We start from the raw sequence: 16,686 nt of genomic DNA on the forward strand, positions 1-16,686 counted from the left end.
CGGATTGGTCCGGCCGAGGGATGCGTCAAGCCCCCGAACCGGCGGGGTGAGACGATGCCCACCCCGCCGGTCCGGCCGACACAGCGCTCAGGCGAACTCGATGATGACCGCGTCCACGGCGAGGCTGTCGCCTTCCTTCGCCGCGATCTTGGAGATCGTGCCGTCGCGCTCGGCGCGCAGGACGTTCTCCATCTTCATCGCCTCGACGATGGCGAGGGGTTCGCCGTTCTTCACCTCCTGGCCTTCCTTCACCAGGATGGCCTTCACCAGGCCTGGCATCGGGCAGAGCACCTGCTTGCCGGAGCCGGCATTCTCCTTGACCGGCATCAGGGCGGCGAGTTCCGCCTCGCGCCGGGTGAAGACCCGTGCCTCGGCCGCCGCGCCGCCGTGCTGGAGCGCCACGCCGTTGAGGAGGCCGCGGACCTGGATGGCGACGCGGGTGCCGCCGATCTCGCCCGACCAGACCGGCTCGCCCGGGCGCCAGTCGCTCTCCACCGTCCAGGTCTTGCCGTCCTCGGCCGTGACGATGAGCTGGTCGCCGAGATCGTCCACCGTCACCGGGTAGGATTGGCCGGCGAGGATCACGACGCGATCGCGCTCGAAATGGAGCAGGGCCGGATCGCGCATCTGGCCGGAGATGCCGCGCTTGCGGGTGTTGAGCTTGTGGTCGATGGCCGCCGCCGCCGCCGCCATGCGCTGGGCGATCTCGCCCGCCGGCTCAGGCGCCGTGAAGCCCTCCGGGAACTCCTCGGCGATGAAGCCGGTGGAGATGTTGCCCGAGCGCCAGCGCGGATGCGCCATCAGGGCCGACAGGAACGGGATGTTGTGGCGGATGCCGTCGATGGCAAAGGAATCCAGCGCCTCGCCCTGCGATTCGATGGCCTCGGCGCGGGTGGGCGCCCAGGTGACCAGCTTGGCGATCATCGGATCGTAGTGGATCGCGATCTCACCGCCCTCTTCCACGCCGGTATCGTTGCGGACAATGGCGTTGCCGAACGGCCCCTCCTCCGGCGGCTGGTAGGTGGTCAGGCGGCCGATGGAGGGCAGGAAGTTGCGGGTCGGATCCTCGGCATAGACGCGGCTCTCCACCGCCCAGCCGTTGAGCTTCACCTGATCCTGGGTCAGCGGCAGCGCCTCGCCATAGGCCGAGCGGATCATCATCTCCACGAGGTCGAGGCCGGTGATCATCTCGGTGACCGGATGCTCGACCTGGAGACGGGTGTTCATCTCGAGGAAGTAGAACGACTTGTCCTGGCCGGCGACGAACTCGACGGTGCCGGCGGAATCATATGAGACGGCCTTGGCGAGAGCCACGGCCTGCTCGCCCATCTTCTTCCGGGTCGCCTCGTCGAGGAGCGGCGACGGCGCCTCCTCGATGACCTTCTGGTTGCGGCGCTGGATCGAGCATTCGCGCTCGCCGAGATAGATGACGTTGCCGTGCTTGTCGCCGATCACCTGGATCTCGATGTGGCGCGGATCAGTGATGAACTTCTCCACGAACACGCGGTCGTCGCCGAACGAGGACGCGGCCTCGGACTTGGCGCGGGCGAAGCCCTCGGCGACCTCATCGGACGAGTAGGCGATGCGCATGCCCTTGCCGCCGCCGCCGGCGGAAGCCTTGATCATCACCGGATAGCCGATCTCGTCGGCGATGGTCACGGCGTGTTCGGGGTTCTCGATGACGCCGAGGAAGCCCGGCACGGTGGAGACGTTGGCGGCCGACGCGGCCTTCTTCGATTCGATCTTGTCGCCCATGGCGGCGATGGCGCCGGGATTGGGGCCGATGAAGACGATGCCTGCGGCTTCCAGCGCCTTGGGGAACGCCTCGCGCTCGGAGAGGAAGCCGTAGCCCGGATGGACCGCCTGGGCGCCGGTCTGCTTGCAGGCCTCGATGATCTTGTCGATGATCAGGTAGGACTGCGCGGCCGGAGCGGGGCCGATATGCACCGCCTCGTCGGCCATCGCCACGTGCACGGCGTCCCTGTCGGCATCGGAATAGACGGCGACCGTCTTGATACCCATCCTGCGCGCGGTCTTGATGATGCGGCACGCAATCTCGCCGCGGTTCGCAATCAGGATTTTCTCGAACATCGGTCCAGGCACTCTGGTGAAGCAGGAAAGGTGACGAGCGCCGTCGCGCTCAAGCTCGTTCCCGTTAAAGCAGTTGTGCGGCTTCGCAAAGCTGGGCCAATGAAGGATTGTTCATGCGTTGCGCCGGGGCGTCTGTGTATTCAAAATCACGGGAGATGGAGGCCCTATAGCGGAGCAGCGTCTGCGCCGTTCCTCCTTGCCCGATCCTGCTCGGCGTCGGCCCGGCGGACCCGTTCCGAAAGACCCATTTCAGGCCGCGTCGAGCAGTTCGGCGACAGGGGCCGAGGCGGAATCCTCCACATGGACGCGCCGGTGTGCGCTGCCGATGGCGAAGGCCACGAGGATCTCGTGGCTGGTCTCGGCCTCCCGCACGATCTCGAAGGCGATGCGGGCAGCGAGCGGGGTCGGTCCGGCATCGCTGCGCAGGGAGCCGACGAGCCAGCGGGCGATCTCGATATCGACGTAGCCGGTGGGGCGCTCGCCCCAGACGGCGAAGTTCACCACCGCGGCGCTGACCAGATCGGCATAGGAGGCGTCGCTCCGCGGCACAGCCCGGTCGAGGGCGATGAGCATGTCGGCTTCGTCCGCATGCAAGATGCCGTCGGGGAGGATGTCGCGGCCGAGGATCTCGACGTCCGCGGCGCTGATGCAGCCGGCGGCGACGACACGGTTGCAGAAAAGCTGAAGCGAATGGTTGATCATTGGTTGGTGCCTCCCCGGCTTTATTTGCGCCGGTCTGTGTTTCTGCATGTCGATGACTATGCAGGAGGCACCCATTCAAGAAGTTAACGGCCAAATCTGAATCAACGTTCAGGTTAAAGCCTGCTCACGAATGAGCCTTTCCGAATCGTATCATTTGACCTCGGCTCCACCGCGTCGGCGGCGGAGCCGAGGGCCGACCCCCGCCTCAGCGGACCACGACCTTGGCGCCGATCGGAACGCGCTCGTAGAGATCCACGACATCGGCATTGAGCATGCGGATGCAGCCCGAGGACACGGCCTGGCCGATCTTCTCCGGCTCGTTGGTGCCGTGGATCCGGAACAGCGTGTCCTTCTTGCCCTCGGCGAGGTAGAGCGCGCGGGCTCCGATCGGGCTGGTGGGGCCGCCCTCAAGGCGCTTGGGCAGTTCCGGCCGGCGGGCGATCATCTCCGGCGGCGGGTTCCAATCCGGCCACTCGCCCTTGCGATCGACATTCGCGGTGCCGGCCCAGGCCATGCCCGCATGACCCACGGCCACGGGGTAGCGCATCGCCTTGCCGTCCGGCAGAACGTAATAGAGGCGGCGCTCCTTCGTCACCACGATGACCGTGCCGGGCGGCTCGTTCGTCTTGTAGTCGACGGTGGTGCGGGCGATCTTCGGATCGACCGCGCCCTGCGGCGCCTGTTTCAGCCATTCCTTGTCGCGGGCCTCCCCGGTGAGGGCGGCGGGCTGGGTCAAAGCCGTATGCGCGGTCGGCGGGCTGAGCGGTGCGGTCGCCGTCTGGGTGTTGCAAGCGCCGAGAGCGAGGGCGGACAGGATTGTCGCGCCGCTGAGTGAGCGGCGGAGGGCGTTCCAACGGGACGGGCTGGACGACCAGGGCATGGAAGACCAAGGCATGGACGACATGGGATATTGTGCCTGTCTCGAGGCCGTAGGGCTTCGAAGAATGTGGTTGATGGATTATGTCGCCATCTAACTCGCAGACTTGCCCGCGCGTAATCTCGCTGCCCCGAACCGTGGCGCATTTGCATCGTATGTTGTGCTCAAAGCACAGTCGGGTTGGGTGGGACGACGAAGATCGTTCGGAGGGATGAGCGTGACGACCCTGTACGTAAGCCACCCCTCCGCTCTGGATCACCAGATGCCCGAGGGGCATCCGGAGCGATCGGACCGGATCCGGGCCGTGGAGGCCGCTCTGGAGAAAGAGCGCTTCTCCGGTCTGCTGCGCGAATCGGCGCCGCGTGCGGAGACGGAGACGGTCGCCCTCGCCCATCCCGTTCCCTATGTGGAAGCGATCATCGCCGCCTCCCCGCGGTCGGGCTACGTCCAGATCGATTCGGACACGCTGATGTCGCCCGGTACCCTCGACGCGGCCCTGCGCGGTGTCGGCGGCGCGGTCCATGCCGTGGATGCGGTGATGAGCGGGGCCTGCTCCAACGCCTTCGTCGCCATGCGGCCGCCGGGGCACCATGCCGAGCGCATGCAGGCGATGGGTTTCTGCCTGTTCAACTCCGCCGCCATCGCCGTCCGCCACGCCAGACAACGCCACGGAGCCAGCCGCGTCGCGCTGGTGGATTGGGACGTCCACCATGGCAACGGCTCGCAGGACATCTTCTGGGACGATGCGGCGGTGATGTACGCCTCGACTCACGAGATGCCGCTGTTTCCCGGCACGGGCGCGGTGGGCGAGCGCGGTACCCACGACACGATCGTCAACGTGCCCCTGCGCGCCGGCGACGATAGCGGGATCTTCCGCGAGAAGTTCGAGAAGGGGGTTCTCTCCCGCCTCTCTACCTTCGCCCCCGATCTGATCGTGATCTCGGCGGGGTTCGACGCCCACCGCCTCGATCCGCTGGCCAGCGTCGAACTCGACGAGGCCGATTTCGGCTGGGCGACGCGAAAGCTCATGGAGATCGCCGACAAGCATGCCGGCGGCCGGATCGTCTCGGTGCTGGAGGGCGGCTACAGCCTGGACGGCCTCGCCCGTTCCGTCACCGCCCATATGGATGCGCTGATGGGCCGGTGAGAAGGACTCACCCCTCCAACGGCACCTCGCCCAGCAGATCGATGCCGAAGCCCGACAGCCCCACATAGGAGCGCGACGAGGTCGAGAGGTTGCGGATCGAGACGATGCCGAGATCACGCAGGATCTGTGCGCCGAGGCCGACTTCGCGCCATTGCCGCACGCGCTGGGCCTCCGCCCCCTCCTCCGCATAGGAGGAGAGCGGTACGCCGGCGGTCCCGTCGCGCAGGTAGACGAGGACGCCGCGCCCCTCCTTGGCGAAGCGCCGCAGGACGCAGTCGATCGACTTGCCGCCGCCGATCACGTCGGCCACCACGTTGGAGCGATGCAGGCGGACCAGCACGTCGCGCCCGTCGCCGACATCGCCGTGGACGAAGGCGAATTGCTGAACCGTCTCGAACGGGGTCGTGTAGGCGAAGCCGGTGAGGTCGCCGAACTCGCTCTTGACCGGGAAGGTCCCGACCCGCTCCACCAGCTTCTCGCGGGCCTGGCGGTAGGCGATGAGATCGGCCACCGAGACACGCTTGAGGTTGTGCAATTCCGAAAAGGCCGTGATCTGCGGCCCCTTCATCACCGTGCCGTCATCGTTGGCGAGTTCGCAGATGACGCCCACCGGCGGCAGCCCGGCGAGCTTGCACAGGTCGACCGCCGCTTCCGTGTGGCCGGAGCGCATGAGGACGCCGCCATCCTTGGCGATGAGCGGGAAGACGTGGCCGGGACGAACGAAATCGGATTCGCCCATATTGCCGTTGGCCAGCGCCCGCACCGTGTTGCAGCGCTGCTCGGCCGAGATGCCGGTGGTCAGCCCGTGCTTCACATCCACCGTGACGGTGAACGCGGTGCCCAGCGGCGCATCGTTGGAGGCTACCATCGGGTCGAGGCGCAGGCGCCGCGCCTCGGCGCGGGTCAGGGGCGCGCAGACGATGCCGCAGGTGTTGCGGACGATGAAGGCCATCTTCTCGGGCGTGCAGAGGGAGGCCGCGACGACAAGGTCGCCCTCGTTCTCGCGATCGTCGTCATCGGTGACGACGACGATCTCGCCGCGGGCATAGGCCTCGATGGCCTGCGTGACGTGGGTATGGGGCACGGGATGTCTCTTGAAAGTCTCTGAGCGGATGGGCTGCAGTTCGCCGGGTCACCCCCGCGTCCCGACCTGCCCCCGGTGACGCAGATAGTGATCGGCGAGCACGCACGCCATCATCGCCTCGGCGACGGGGACGGCGCGGATGCCGACGCAGGGGTCGTGGCGGCCCTTGGTGACGAGGTCGACGTCGCGGTTGTTGGTCGTCACGCTCATGCGCGGCGTTAGGATCGAGGAGGTCGGTTTCACCGCGAAACGGCAGATCAGCGGCTGGCCGGTGGAGATGCCGCCGAGGACGCCGCCCGCATGGTTGGCGAGGAAGGTCGGCGCGCCGGCATTGCCGGAGCGCATCTCGTCGGCATTCTCCTCGCCGCGCAACGCCGCCGAGGCGAAGCCGTCGCCGATCTCGACGCCCTTCACCGCGTTGATCGACATCATCGCGGCGGCGAGATCCGCGTCGAGCTTGCCGTAGATCGGGGCTCCGAGGCCCGGCGGCACGCCTTCGGCGACGACTTCGATGACGGCGCCGATGGACGAGCCGTCCTTGCGGATACCGTCGAGATACTCTTCGTAGAACTTGGCCGTCTCGGCATCCGGGCAGAAGAACGGGTTGCGCGCCACTTCCTCCCAATCCCACCGCGACCGGTCGATCGCATGCGGTCCCATCTGTACCAGGGCGGCCCGGATGACGATGTCGGTCGGCAGGACCCGCCGCGCGATGGCCCCGGCCGCCACGCGGGCGGCGGTCTCGCGGGCCGAGGAGCGCCCGCCCCCGCGATAATCGCGGATGCCGTATTTGGCGTCGTAGGCGTAGTCGGCGTGGCCCGGACGGTAGCTGTCGCGGATCTCGGAGTAATCCTTCGAGCGCTGGTCGGTGTTTTCGATCTCCAGGGCGATCGGCGTGCCGGTGGTGAGCTGGACGCCGCCGGTGCGGTCGTCGGCGAAGACGCCCGACAGGATGCGGACCTGATCGGGCTCCCGGCGCTGGGTGGTGAAGCGCGACTGCCCGGGCTTGCGCCGGTCGAGCTCCGCCTGGATGTCCGCCGCCTCGATGGCAATCCCGGGCGGGCATCCATCCACCACGCAGCCGAGGGCCACCCCGTGGCTCTCGCCGAAGGTGGTCACGCGGAAGAGATGGCCGAAAGTGTTGTGCGACATGGTGTGGGACGCTCTAGCGCGGGATTCGCCTGAGGGCAAAGCACCGGGCTCAGGCGTCCGGCCGCGCCAGCACCCCGCCGGTCATCGCTTCCCGCACGCCCGTGGTCGACGGGAAGGTGATCGGCAGGCCCTTCAGCGAGCGCACGGCGAGATGCGCGAAGGCCTGGGCTTCGAGATAGGCCGAGGACCAGCCGATGGCGTCCGCCGTCGTGATCTCGGCCCGCAGGTGATAGTTCAGGAGCCGCACCAGCTCGCCGTTGCGGGCGCCGCCGCCGGCCACGATCCAGCGCGTGGGGATCTCCGGCGCGTGGTCGAGGGCGCGTGCCACGGCGCGGGCGGTGAAGGCGGTGAGCGTCGCCGCCCCGTCCTCGGTGGAGAGCTGGCCGGCGAGCTTGTGCGAGAACCAGTTGCGGTCCAGCGATTTTGGCGGCCGGCGGAAGAAGAACGGATGGGTCAGGAGCCAGGCGAGGAGCGGCTCGTCCGGCCGTCCCCGCGCCGCCGTGCGTCCGCCATCGTCCAGGGGCCGGCCGGTGCGCTCGCGCATCCAGTCGTCGATGAGGGCGTTGCCGGGCCCGGTATCGAAGGCGATCACGTCGCCGTTCGAGGCGATGAGGGTGGCGTTGGCGACCCCGCCGATGTTGAGGATGCCCAGCGCCCCCTCGAACCCGGCGGCCTTGGCGAGCGCCTTGTGGAAGACCGGCACCAGGGGCGCGCCCTGCCCGCCCGCGGCGATGTCGGCATGGCGCAGGTCCGACACGACGGGGATGCCGAGACGGCGGCTCAGCGCGGCGCCGTCGCCGATCTGCACGCTCATGCGCTGGTCGGGGCGATGGACCACGGTCTGGCCGTGGAAACCGATCACGTCGATATCGGCGGCGCTCAGGCCGTTGGCGGCAAGGAAGGCCTCCACCGCCTCCGCATGGGCGGCGGTGACGAAGGCCTCCGCCTCGGGCAGGCAGCCGGGCCGGTCCTCGCGCGCGACGACGGCCTCGGAATCGGACAGCGCCCGGCGGAGCAGCTCGCGATCCTCGTCGGTGTAGCCGCGATAGCCGGTGGGGCCGAGGGGTTCGAGATAGCCGTTATGGCTGCGGACCACCTTCACGTCCTCGCCGTCGGTCTCGATCAGGGCGACGTCGACTCCGTCGAGGGAGGTGCCGCTCATCAGGCCGATCGCCCGCATCATGGTCATGCCGTTTACGCCCCGTGCCTTCCGCGGTGAGCCCTGCTAAGAGCCGCGCATCACTTGACCTGCTGCTATCACGCCGGCGTTTCTCCTGTCCCGCGCCGCGACCAGTCGAATCCGGAACCCCGCATGTCCTCCGTCACGCCGACCTCCGTTGAGCCCTTCGCGCCGAAATCCGACTTCCTGCGGGTGCTGTCCGAGCGCGGCTACATCCATCAGGGCTCCGACCTCGCCGGGATCGACGCGGCGGCGCTCGAAGGCCGCCTGACGACCTATGTCGGCTACGATTGCACGGCGGCCTCGCTCCATGTGGGGCATCTCCTGTCGATCATGATGCTGCATTGGCTCCAGGCGACGGGGGGCACGCCGATCACCCTGATGGGCGGCGGCACCACCCGCGTCGGCGACCCGTCGGGGCGCGACGAGTCGCGAAAGATCCTGACGCTGGAGCAGATCGAGGAGAACAAGGCCGGGATCCAGAAGACGTTTTCGCGGTTCCTGACCTTCGGGGGCGGCGGGAACGGCGCGACCATGGTCGACAATGCCGAATGGCTGACCAAGCTCAACTACATCGAGATGCTGCGCGACATCGGCCGGCATTTCTCGGTCAACCGCATGATGTCGATGGACAGCGTGCGGATGCGGCTGGAGCGCGACCAGGAACTGTCGTTCCTCGAGTTCAACTACATGATCCTGCAATCCTACGACTTCGTCGAGCTCAACCGCCGCTACGGCTGCGTGCTGCAGATGGGCGGGTCGGACCAGTGGGGCAACATCGTCAACGGCATCGATCTCGGCCGAAGGATGGGCACGCCGCAGCTCTACGGGCTGACCTGTCCGCTGCTCACTACGGCGTCGGGCGCGAAGATGGGCAAGACGGCGGCCGGCGCGGTCTGGCTCGATGCCGGGATGCTGAGCCCCTACGATTACTGGCAGTTCTGGCGCAACACCGAGGATGCCGACGTGGCGCGCTTCCTCAAGCTGTTCACCCTGCTGCCGATGGACGAGATCGCCCGGCTCCAGGCGCTGCAGGGTGCCGAGATCAACGAGGCGAAGAAGGTGCTTGCCACCGAGGCGACGGCCCTCATGCACGGACGCGAGGCTGCCGACGCGGCCTCCGAGACCGCGCGCAAGACCTTCGTCGAAGGCGCCGTGGCACAGGACCTGCCGAGCGTCACCGTCGCGCGCGAGCTTCTGGAGGCCGGTCTCGGCGTGCTCTCGGCCTTCGGCCCGGACTACGCCAAGCTCGTTCCCTCCACCAGCGAGGCGCGGCGCCAGATCAAGAGCGGCGGCCTGCGCGTCAACGACGTGCAGATCACCGACGAGAAAGCGGTGCTGACGCTGGCCGACCTCAGCCAGGATGGCGTGGTGAAGCTGTCCTTCGGCCGCAAGAAGCACGTCCTTCTCAGGGTCGGGTGAGGCGACGGGGGTAGAATCACGATCGGGGGCTCGATCACGGGTTTCGAAAAAGCGTGGCGCGTCTCCTTCCCCCCTCTGCGGGGGAAGGTGGCCCGCGAAGCGGGTCGGATGAGGGGCCGTGCGTTGTTCGGAGAGATCGCCCCCTCTCCCGCCTGCTCCGCAGGCACACTCCCCCGCAGAGCTACGGCATTCACACATCTAATAGGCCGCTCGGGTCCCCTCTCCTGGAAGGAGAGGGAGTACGTCGCGCCTCACGCCGAACCCTCTTGGATAGAGAGAACAGACGTCGAGCAGCTGTGTGAATCCAGTAGCCCGCAGAGGGAGGAAGTTGCCGGCACCTCAGCGTTCGGTCTCTCCGGCGGAGGTCGCGCCGGGCAGGCCGTCATTGCCGCCGGCGCTGAACAGCCGGCGCAGGATGCCGGGCGCCAGGACGGAGAGCGGGTTCACGCTCACATCCGGCTTCGACAAGCGGCCCGAGACCCGGAAATTCAGGGCGAACAGACCCTCGTTGTTGCCCCCTCCGAGAAGCTGCCCGAACAGCGGCAGCCGCGAGACGACGTTGTTCAGCCCGTAGAGCGGAACGAAGGTGCCGTTGATGTCGGCGCGTTCCTTCGCGGTGTCGAGGAAGCCGCTCATGGTGAAACCCATGGCGGCGTTGGAGATGGCGGCGTCGGTGAAATCGACGCGGCTGCCGGTGCGGGTGAAGTTCGCCCGCAGGCGGTCGAAGCTCACGTCGTTGCCGGCGTTCTGGATGATCTGCTTGCGGCCCTTGGCATCGACGACCTCGCTGGTCGCCGGACCCTGCGCCATGATGCTCGACAGGGCCGGCTCGTTGCGCAGCATGAAGTCGCGGATCTGGACCACGCCGGTCTGCGGTCCGTCCCCGAGGGTGCTGCCGAGGACGAGCCGCCCGCCATACATGCGCTTGTAGATGTCGACGAAGCGCAGGGTCGCGCCGGCATCGGTGGTCTCGATGTTGATCGAGGGATCGCTGCGCCCCGAGCGGGACACCACCGCCGAGAACCCGGCTCCGTTGAAGCGGCCCTGGAGGCGTCCCGAGCGGAAATCCTTGCCCTTCATCGAGAGCTTCGCACTGGCGCCCGTCAGCGCCTCGCCGTTGAAACCGGTGATGATGCCTAGGCTGATATCGGCCTCGATCTCCTTGGATGGGTCGCGGCCGCTCTCTTTTGCTGCCTTGCCCTCCGGTCCTCCGAGGGATTTCAGGAAGGGTCGCGCATCGGCCACGGCCCCCTTCACACCCACCTTGTAGAGGTTGCCGCTGCGGTCGATCTGGATGCGCATGTCGTCGCCGGGCGAGAGCTTGAAGCTCGAGAGGTCGGCCCGGTCGAACTGTCCGTCCCCGTTGATCGCCGCCGTGCCGCGCGCGCTGGCGCTGCCGGCGTCGAGGACGATGTCGCGCAGGTCCATGGCTCCGCCGGGGCTGACCTCGGTCATGACGAAGCCCACGCGACCCGGCTTGCCGGCGGGTTTGACGAAGCCGGGGATCAGGCCGTCGATGGAGGTTCGGGTCAGGTCCGCCTCCATGCGGATCGGCGAGCGCGCCGGGCTCCCCTTGCCGATGGCGAGGTTGATCTTGAGCGGGATCGGTCCGGCGAGTTGCGGCGCCACCGGCAGGCCTCGCCTTGCCCGCAGGGCCTCGTCGAGGAGGAGCGTCGCGTTGACCTCGCCCGGCGCACCCGCCTTCGGCTGGCGCAGGTCGAGGGTCAGCGGCGAGCCGAGCACCCGCCCGTCGCCCTTGAGGGTGAAGCCGCCGCGCTCGTAGGCGACGGTGAAGCGGCCGTTCTCCAGCTTCTCCTTGCCGAAGGCCTTCTCGACGGCGAGGTCGCTCAGGGTTCCGGTGAGGCTCACGGGCAGGTCGGGCAGGTCGGGGATGCGCTTGAGGTTCAGCGGAAAGTCGATCCGCAGGTCGGCATTCCCCTTGACCGAGGCCGGGTCGATCTCGACCCCGGTGAGGTTCTTGAACATCTTGGTCTGAAGCAGGGCGACGAGAGCATCCGCCCCGCCGCCGAGTTTGAGGCCGATCTGGGCGATGACGGTGTCCGGCGTGATCTTCGGGATCACGAAGGATCCGTCCGTAATGAACAGCGTCCGGTCGTCCGGCATCCGGACGTCGGCGGTGACGCCACGGATGTTCGTGGTGAGGCCGGTGATGGTCCCCGTCACACGGCCGCGGCTCAAGGGTGGAGCGCCGTCGCTCACCGCCAGCGTCGCATTGGAGACGGCGAAGTCGATATGGATAGCGCTGTCCGGCATCGGCTCGCCGCGCGTGGCGGCGGCGAGCTCGCTGCCGCTCATGTCGACGGTGATGTCGACCTTGTCCACGAGGCCGCCCTGGAGGTTGTCCACCAGATACTCGCGGGCGGGAGGAGCGATATGCTCCGGCCAAAGGCGCAGAGCCATGCGCCCGTCGGTATGAGCCGCGGTGATGTTCAGGGTCAGGCCGCCCTCATCCGCACCGGTATCCACGGTACCGGTGACCCGCCCTGTGGCTCCCCCGGCACCGGCGACGGTGAACTCGTCGATGGACAGGCCGCCGTCGCGTCCCGTGACATGGGCCGAGAGGGCGTCGAGCTTGACCGGTTTGTCCGTCCTGGCGGCGCCGCGCAGGATCGCGTCCTTGCCCGCGAGGGCCAGGGTCCAGGCCGTCGGCCCGCCCGCCGGACTCGCGGTCCAGACACCGGCGAGACGCACCGCGTTGCCGGCCCCCAGATAATCGATGCTGTCGAGGTTCAGGACCCGCCTTGCCTCGTCCCAGCTCACCGAGGCGGTCAGGCTCTCGATGGTGACCGGGTTGAAGTCCTTCTCCTCGATGAGGAAATTGCCGTCGCTGGTCTTGACCGTCGCTTTCAGGGTCTCGATCCGGCCGTTGTCGAGGCCGACCTCCGCCTTGGCCGACACCTTCAGGTCGGTCTCGATCGGCAGTTTCGATTGGCCCGAGAGGAGGAGCAGATCGGTGACCGGCAGGTCGTCCAGGGTGATGATGCCGTTGCGCTTTCCGTCGCCGCCCTCGTGCAAGTCGCCGCCGAAGCGCCATTCCCCGTGGGGGCCGTCGATGCGCAGTTCGAACACGCGGGAATCCCGCACCGCGTCGCGCCGGAACAGACCGTTCACATGTTCGAACACGCCGCGCTGGCGCGCGTCGTCATCGATCAGGGTCAGGCGGCCATTGGTGATCCGCGCCCGGTCGAGGGCTCCGACCACACCGGCGGGATCGAGGACGATGCCGAAGATCGAGGCAATGGCGGCCGAGATCGGCGACGAGGTTCCCCGGGCGCTGTCGACGCTCGGCAGGGTGTGGGGTTCCGCCGCGGCACGGGCCGGATCGGAACCGGCGAAGGCGATGGACCCGTCCCGGTGGACGAGGGCGGTCATCTGCAGGTCGCGGAACTCGATGGCCCTCGGCTGGACCGAAAGCCGCAGCAGGCCCCAGGTATCGACGCTCACCACCGCCATCGGAGCACGCAGGACGAGGGCGCCGTCCGGGTTGCGAATGTCGAGCCCGGCGACCTGAAGCGCCAGGGAGTTCTCGGAATCGAGTTCGACGGTGCTGTCGCGCAGATCCACCCGCCAGCCGGGGCCGATACTGCCCGCGATGGCCGAGGCCACGCGTTCGGACATGCCGTCGATGCGCAAGGGACCGTTGGTGAGACGCCAGAACGCGCCGGAAACGGCGAGCGTCAGGGCGACCAAGACAACGAGCGTGCACCATAGCAGCGGCCGCCGCCGCCGGGGCGACCTGCCCCGTCGCAAACCTGTGGCCGTGTCCTGATTCATCGATCCTTGAGCCGCTGGATCGGACGGGCCGCTCACGCTATCGAGCGGGTGTCCGGAATTCGGGGTTGCCTTGACCCGGCAATCTTTCGGTCCTCAGCCGAGGGGTTACGTACGCCCCTCGATCAACGCCACCTGTGGCACACTATCAATCGGCCGAAAGGAAGGCACCATGCCTCTCGACACCGGAGATCACGCTCCCGCCTTCACATTACCGGGCGCGGGCGGGGAAGAAATCAGCCTCGGCGGGTTCGAGGGTCGCAAGGTCGCACTCTACTTCTACCCGAAGGACGATACCAGCGGTTGCACCCTGGAGGCGCAAGGCTTCAACGCCCTCGGCGCCGCCTTCGGGGAGGCGGATACCGTGGTGGTGGGCGTCTCCCCGGATACGGTGAAGAGCCACGACAAGTTTCGGGCGAAGTACGATCTGACGTTCCCCCTCGCCTCCGACGAGAGCAAGGCGATGCTCGAAGCCTACGGCGTCTGGGTGGAGAAGAGTATGTACGGCCGCAAGTACATGGGGGTGGAGCGCACCACCGTGCTCATCGACCGTGAGGGCCGCATCGCCCGCATCTGGGCGAAGGTGAAGGTGCCCGGCCATGCAGAGGAGGTTCTCGCGGCGGCGCGCGCTCTGGCCTGACACCGCCGCCGGGCGCGCCTCGCCTTGGAGTCTCGCGTGCCAGATTTTGCGCTTCGTTAACCCTGATCCCCTCCAATGGCGGGAGTTGGAGTGGGGTTGGCCCGGATGCGTCTCTCGTTTCCCATCATCGGAGGGATGCGCCTACCAAACGCCGGACGGCGTCTCGTTCCGGCCCTCGTCTGTGGCCTCGCGATCGCCACGCTCTGGGCCGGTGCCGCCACATGGTACCTCGTGTTCCACGACGAGATCCTGGCCCGCTTCGTATCCCAGCAGACCGCCCTGCAATATGCCTACGAGGAGCGGATCGGAGCCCTCCGGCTGCAGCTCGACCGGGCGATGATGGAGCATCTCGCCACGCGCGAGGGTTTGGCTGCGCGGCTGGCCGATCTGTCCCAGCGTCAGGCCGCGATGGAGAAGCGACAGGCCCAGCTTTCGCTCCTCGAGGGCGAAGCGGGGCGCCTTGCCGCGACGGCCGACCGGATCGCGGCGGACGATCCCGCCGAAACCGGGGCGCTCGGTTACGCGAGCCCGGTGACCGATCCGATCACCAAGTCTCAGGTCAAGACCCAGACCAAGTCGACTCCAAAACCGTTTCCGACGCCTGACGCCTTCGAACTGCGCTCACGCGACGGCGCGCCCGGCCGGCAATCCCTGCGAGAGACCGAGCAGGTTCTGGCGGGGCTGGACCAGCGTCTCGATCGTCTGGGCGCGCACCAGATCCGGACCCTCGACGGGTTGGGCGTGCGCGCGATCCGTGGCTCCCAGCGCCTGCGCGACATCGTCATCCGGGTCGGCCTCGACCCGCAGCGTTTCGAGCGCCAGCGCGAGGCGGGGATCGGCGGGCCGCTTGTGCCGCTCGCCACCGACCCGTTCGGCATCGCGGTGGGACAGGTCCAGCGCGCCCTGGGCGAGGAGGAGCGCCTTCGACGGATCGCCTCCGCCCTCCCCCTGCGGCGGCCCCTGTCTGGGGATTACAGCCTGTCGAGCGGGTTCGGCCCTCGCCTCGATCCGTTCACGCGCGGGCTTGCCCTGCATACCGGTCTCGACATGAAGGCCGAGTTCGGGGAAAGCGCTCGCGCCACGGCAGCCGGCCGGGTGACGGTGGCCGATTACAACGGCGGCTACGGCAACATGGTCGAGGTCGATCACGGCAACGGGCTCGCCACCCGCTACGCCCATCTCTCGTCCATCGCGGTGGGCGCCGGACAATGGGTCGATGCCGGGGCTTCCATCGGCCGCGTCGGGTCCAGCGGACGCTCGACGGGAAGCCATCTGCATTACGAGACCCGCATCGACGGCGAGCCCGTGGACCCGCAGCGCTTCCTGCGCGTCCTCAGCGGATCGGACGCGCAGTTCCTAGACGCTCGGTAGGGATCTCGCCCTCCGGCGCGATCCGGCCGTCATCGAGGACTATTCGATGTCCTCGACCTCGCCGGCGCCGCCATAGACGCGCTGGGCCAGAGACGCTTCCATGAAGGGATCGAGCGCGCCGTCCAGCACTTCGTCGGGATCGGTCGACTGGGTGCCCGTGCGCAGGTCCTTCACCAACTGGTAGGGCTGCAGCACGTAGGACCGAATCTGGTGGCCCCAGCCGATATCGGTCTTGGCCGCGTTCTCGGCATTGGCCTTCTCTTCGCGCTTCTTGAGCTCGGCCTCGTACATCCGGGCGCGCAGCATGTTCCAGGCGGTGGCCCGGTTTTTGTGCTGGGATCGCTCCTGCTGGCACGCCACCACGATTCCTGTCGGGTTGTGGGTGATGCGCACCGCCGAATCGGTCGTGTTCACGTGCTGACCGCCTGCGCCCGACGAGCGATAGGTGTCGATGCGGCAGTCCGATTCCTTGATCTCGATGACGATGCGGTCGTCGATCACCGGATAGACCCGGACGCTGGCGAAACTGGTATGCCGCCGTGCGCTCGAATCGTAGGGCGAGATCCGCACGAGACGGTGGACGCCGGATTCGGTCTTGAGCCAGCCATAGGCGTTGTGGCCCTTGACCATGAGCGTCGCGCCCTTGATCCCGGCCTCGTCGCCATCCGACCACTCGACGATCTCGACCTTGTACTTCCGGCGCTCGGCCCAACGGCCATACATGCGCTGGAGCATGTTGGCCCAGTCCTGGCTCTCGGTGCCGCCGGCTCCCGCATGGACTTCGACATAGGTGTCGAGCCCGTCGGCCTCGCCGGACAGGAGAGTCTCGATCTGGCGGCGCGCGGCCTCCTTCTCGACGGCGCGAATGCCGTTCTCACCTTCGAGAATGGTGTCCTGATCGCCTTCCATCTCACCGAGCTCGATGAGCGTCGCGGCGTCATCGAGATCCTGGCTAAGCTTCTTGATCGCGCCGGCGGCATCTTCGAGGGCGCCGCGTTCGCGCATGACCTTCTGCGCGGCCTCGGCGTCGTACCACAGGTTGGGATCCTCGGAGGCTGCGTTCAGCTCCGCGAGGCGTTTCTCGACGGTATCCCAGTCAAAGATGCCTCCTCAGCAGTCCGATCGACTGCTTGGCGGCATCCGAGAGTTGTTCGATCTCGGCGCGCATCTGGTGTTTCGGCTCGTGGTGGAGGTATCGGGCTCGGCGTGTGAGCGCGGGTGATACCGA

General features: G+C 67.7%; 12 protein-coding genes. 4 read left to right on the top strand and 8 right to left on the bottom strand.

The window, feature by feature from the left end; genetic code table 11:
- Window positions 1-87: 87 nt before the first annotated feature.
- The 3 genes from FPV16_RS18845 to FPV16_RS18855 all read right to left on the bottom strand — a co-directional run bounded on the left by FPV16_RS18845 (window position 88) and on the right by FPV16_RS18855 (window position 3,697).
- Window positions 88-2,091, bottom strand: a complete 2,004-nt coding sequence (locus FPV16_RS18845; RefSeq protein ID WP_227439910.1) for an acetyl/propionyl/methylcrotonyl-CoA carboxylase subunit alpha — start codon at window positions 2,089-2,091, stop codon at window positions 88-90.
- 249 nt (window positions 2,092-2,340) lie between these two features.
- On the bottom strand, window positions 2,341-2,793 hold the full coding sequence (locus FPV16_RS18850) for a hypothetical protein (RefSeq protein WP_227439911.1): 453 nt from the start codon (window positions 2,791-2,793) through the stop codon (window positions 2,341-2,343).
- 205 nt (window positions 2,794-2,998) lie between these two features.
- A complete protein-coding gene (locus FPV16_RS18855) occupies window positions 2,999-3,697 on the bottom strand; it encodes a L,D-transpeptidase (protein ID WP_227439912.1) in 699 nt (232 codons plus the stop codon).
- A 184-nt stretch (window positions 3,698-3,881) separates the two neighbouring features.
- Here FPV16_RS18855 and FPV16_RS18860 point away from each other — a divergent pair, with 184 nt between their 5' ends.
- Entirely contained in the window at window positions 3,882-4,817 is a 936-nt protein-coding gene (locus FPV16_RS18860) for a histone deacetylase family protein (protein ID WP_227439913.1), read from the top strand.
- A gap of 7 nt (window positions 4,818-4,824) precedes the next feature.
- Here FPV16_RS18860 and ribB read toward each other — a convergent pair whose 3' ends face one another.
- From ribB to FPV16_RS18875, 3 genes are read right to left on the bottom strand one after another with little or no spacing between them, the layout of a single operon-like run.
- Entirely contained in the window at window positions 4,825-5,901 is a 1,077-nt protein-coding gene (gene ribB, locus FPV16_RS18865; RefSeq protein ID WP_227439914.1) for a 3,4-dihydroxy-2-butanone-4-phosphate synthase, read from the bottom strand.
- A 48-nt stretch (window positions 5,902-5,949) separates the two neighbouring features.
- Entirely contained in the window at window positions 5,950-7,053 is a 1,104-nt protein-coding gene (gene aroC, locus FPV16_RS18870; RefSeq protein WP_227439915.1) for a chorismate synthase, read from the bottom strand.
- A gap of 49 nt (window positions 7,054-7,102) precedes the next feature.
- Window positions 7,103-8,242 carry an anhydro-N-acetylmuramic acid kinase gene (locus FPV16_RS18875; protein ID WP_227439916.1) on the bottom strand — a complete coding sequence of 380 codons (1,140 nt, stop codon included), beginning with the start codon at window positions 8,240-8,242 and terminating at the stop codon, window positions 7,103-7,105.
- A gap of 123 nt (window positions 8,243-8,365) precedes the next feature.
- On the opposite strand from FPV16_RS18875, the gene tyrS reads away from it, so the two are divergent.
- The gene (tyrS, locus tag FPV16_RS18880) at window positions 8,366-9,655 is read left to right on the top strand and encodes a tyrosine--tRNA ligase (protein WP_227439917.1); all 1,290 of its coding nucleotides are present in this window, start codon (window positions 8,366-8,368) and stop codon (window positions 9,653-9,655) included.
- 339 nt (window positions 9,656-9,994) lie between these two features.
- Here tyrS and FPV16_RS18885 read toward each other — a convergent pair whose 3' ends face one another.
- A complete protein-coding gene (locus FPV16_RS18885) occupies window positions 9,995-13,450 on the bottom strand; it encodes a DUF3971 domain-containing protein (RefSeq protein ID WP_227439918.1) in 3,456 nt (1,151 codons plus the stop codon).
- 169 nt (window positions 13,451-13,619) lie between these two features.
- Between FPV16_RS18885 and FPV16_RS18890 the strand changes: the two genes are divergently transcribed.
- Together FPV16_RS18890 and FPV16_RS18895 are read left to right on the top strand one after the other, a co-directional pair.
- Complete coding sequence (locus FPV16_RS18890; protein WP_227439919.1) at window positions 13,620-14,087, top strand: peroxiredoxin; 468 nt, start codon at window positions 13,620-13,622, stop codon at window positions 14,085-14,087.
- A 135-nt stretch (window positions 14,088-14,222) separates the two neighbouring features.
- Window positions 14,223-15,458 carry a M23 family metallopeptidase gene (locus FPV16_RS18895; protein WP_227439920.1) on the top strand — a complete coding sequence of 412 codons (1,236 nt, stop codon included), beginning with the start codon at window positions 14,223-14,225 and terminating at the stop codon, window positions 15,456-15,458.
- A gap of 39 nt (window positions 15,459-15,497) precedes the next feature.
- Here FPV16_RS18895 and prfB read toward each other — a convergent pair.
- Window positions 15,498-16,626 (bottom strand): peptide chain release factor 2 gene (gene prfB, locus FPV16_RS18900; protein WP_227439921.1). Its coding sequence is split into 2 segments (ribosomal slippage): window positions 15,498-16,556 and window positions 16,558-16,626, totalling 1,128 coding nucleotides; the frame shifts between segments, so codons are not numbered across the junction.
- Window positions 16,627-16,686 lie beyond the last annotated feature (60 nt).

This window comes from Methylobacterium sp. W2, assembly GCF_020662345.1.
Classification (GTDB): domain Bacteria; phylum Pseudomonadota; class Alphaproteobacteria; order Rhizobiales; family Beijerinckiaceae; genus Methylobacterium.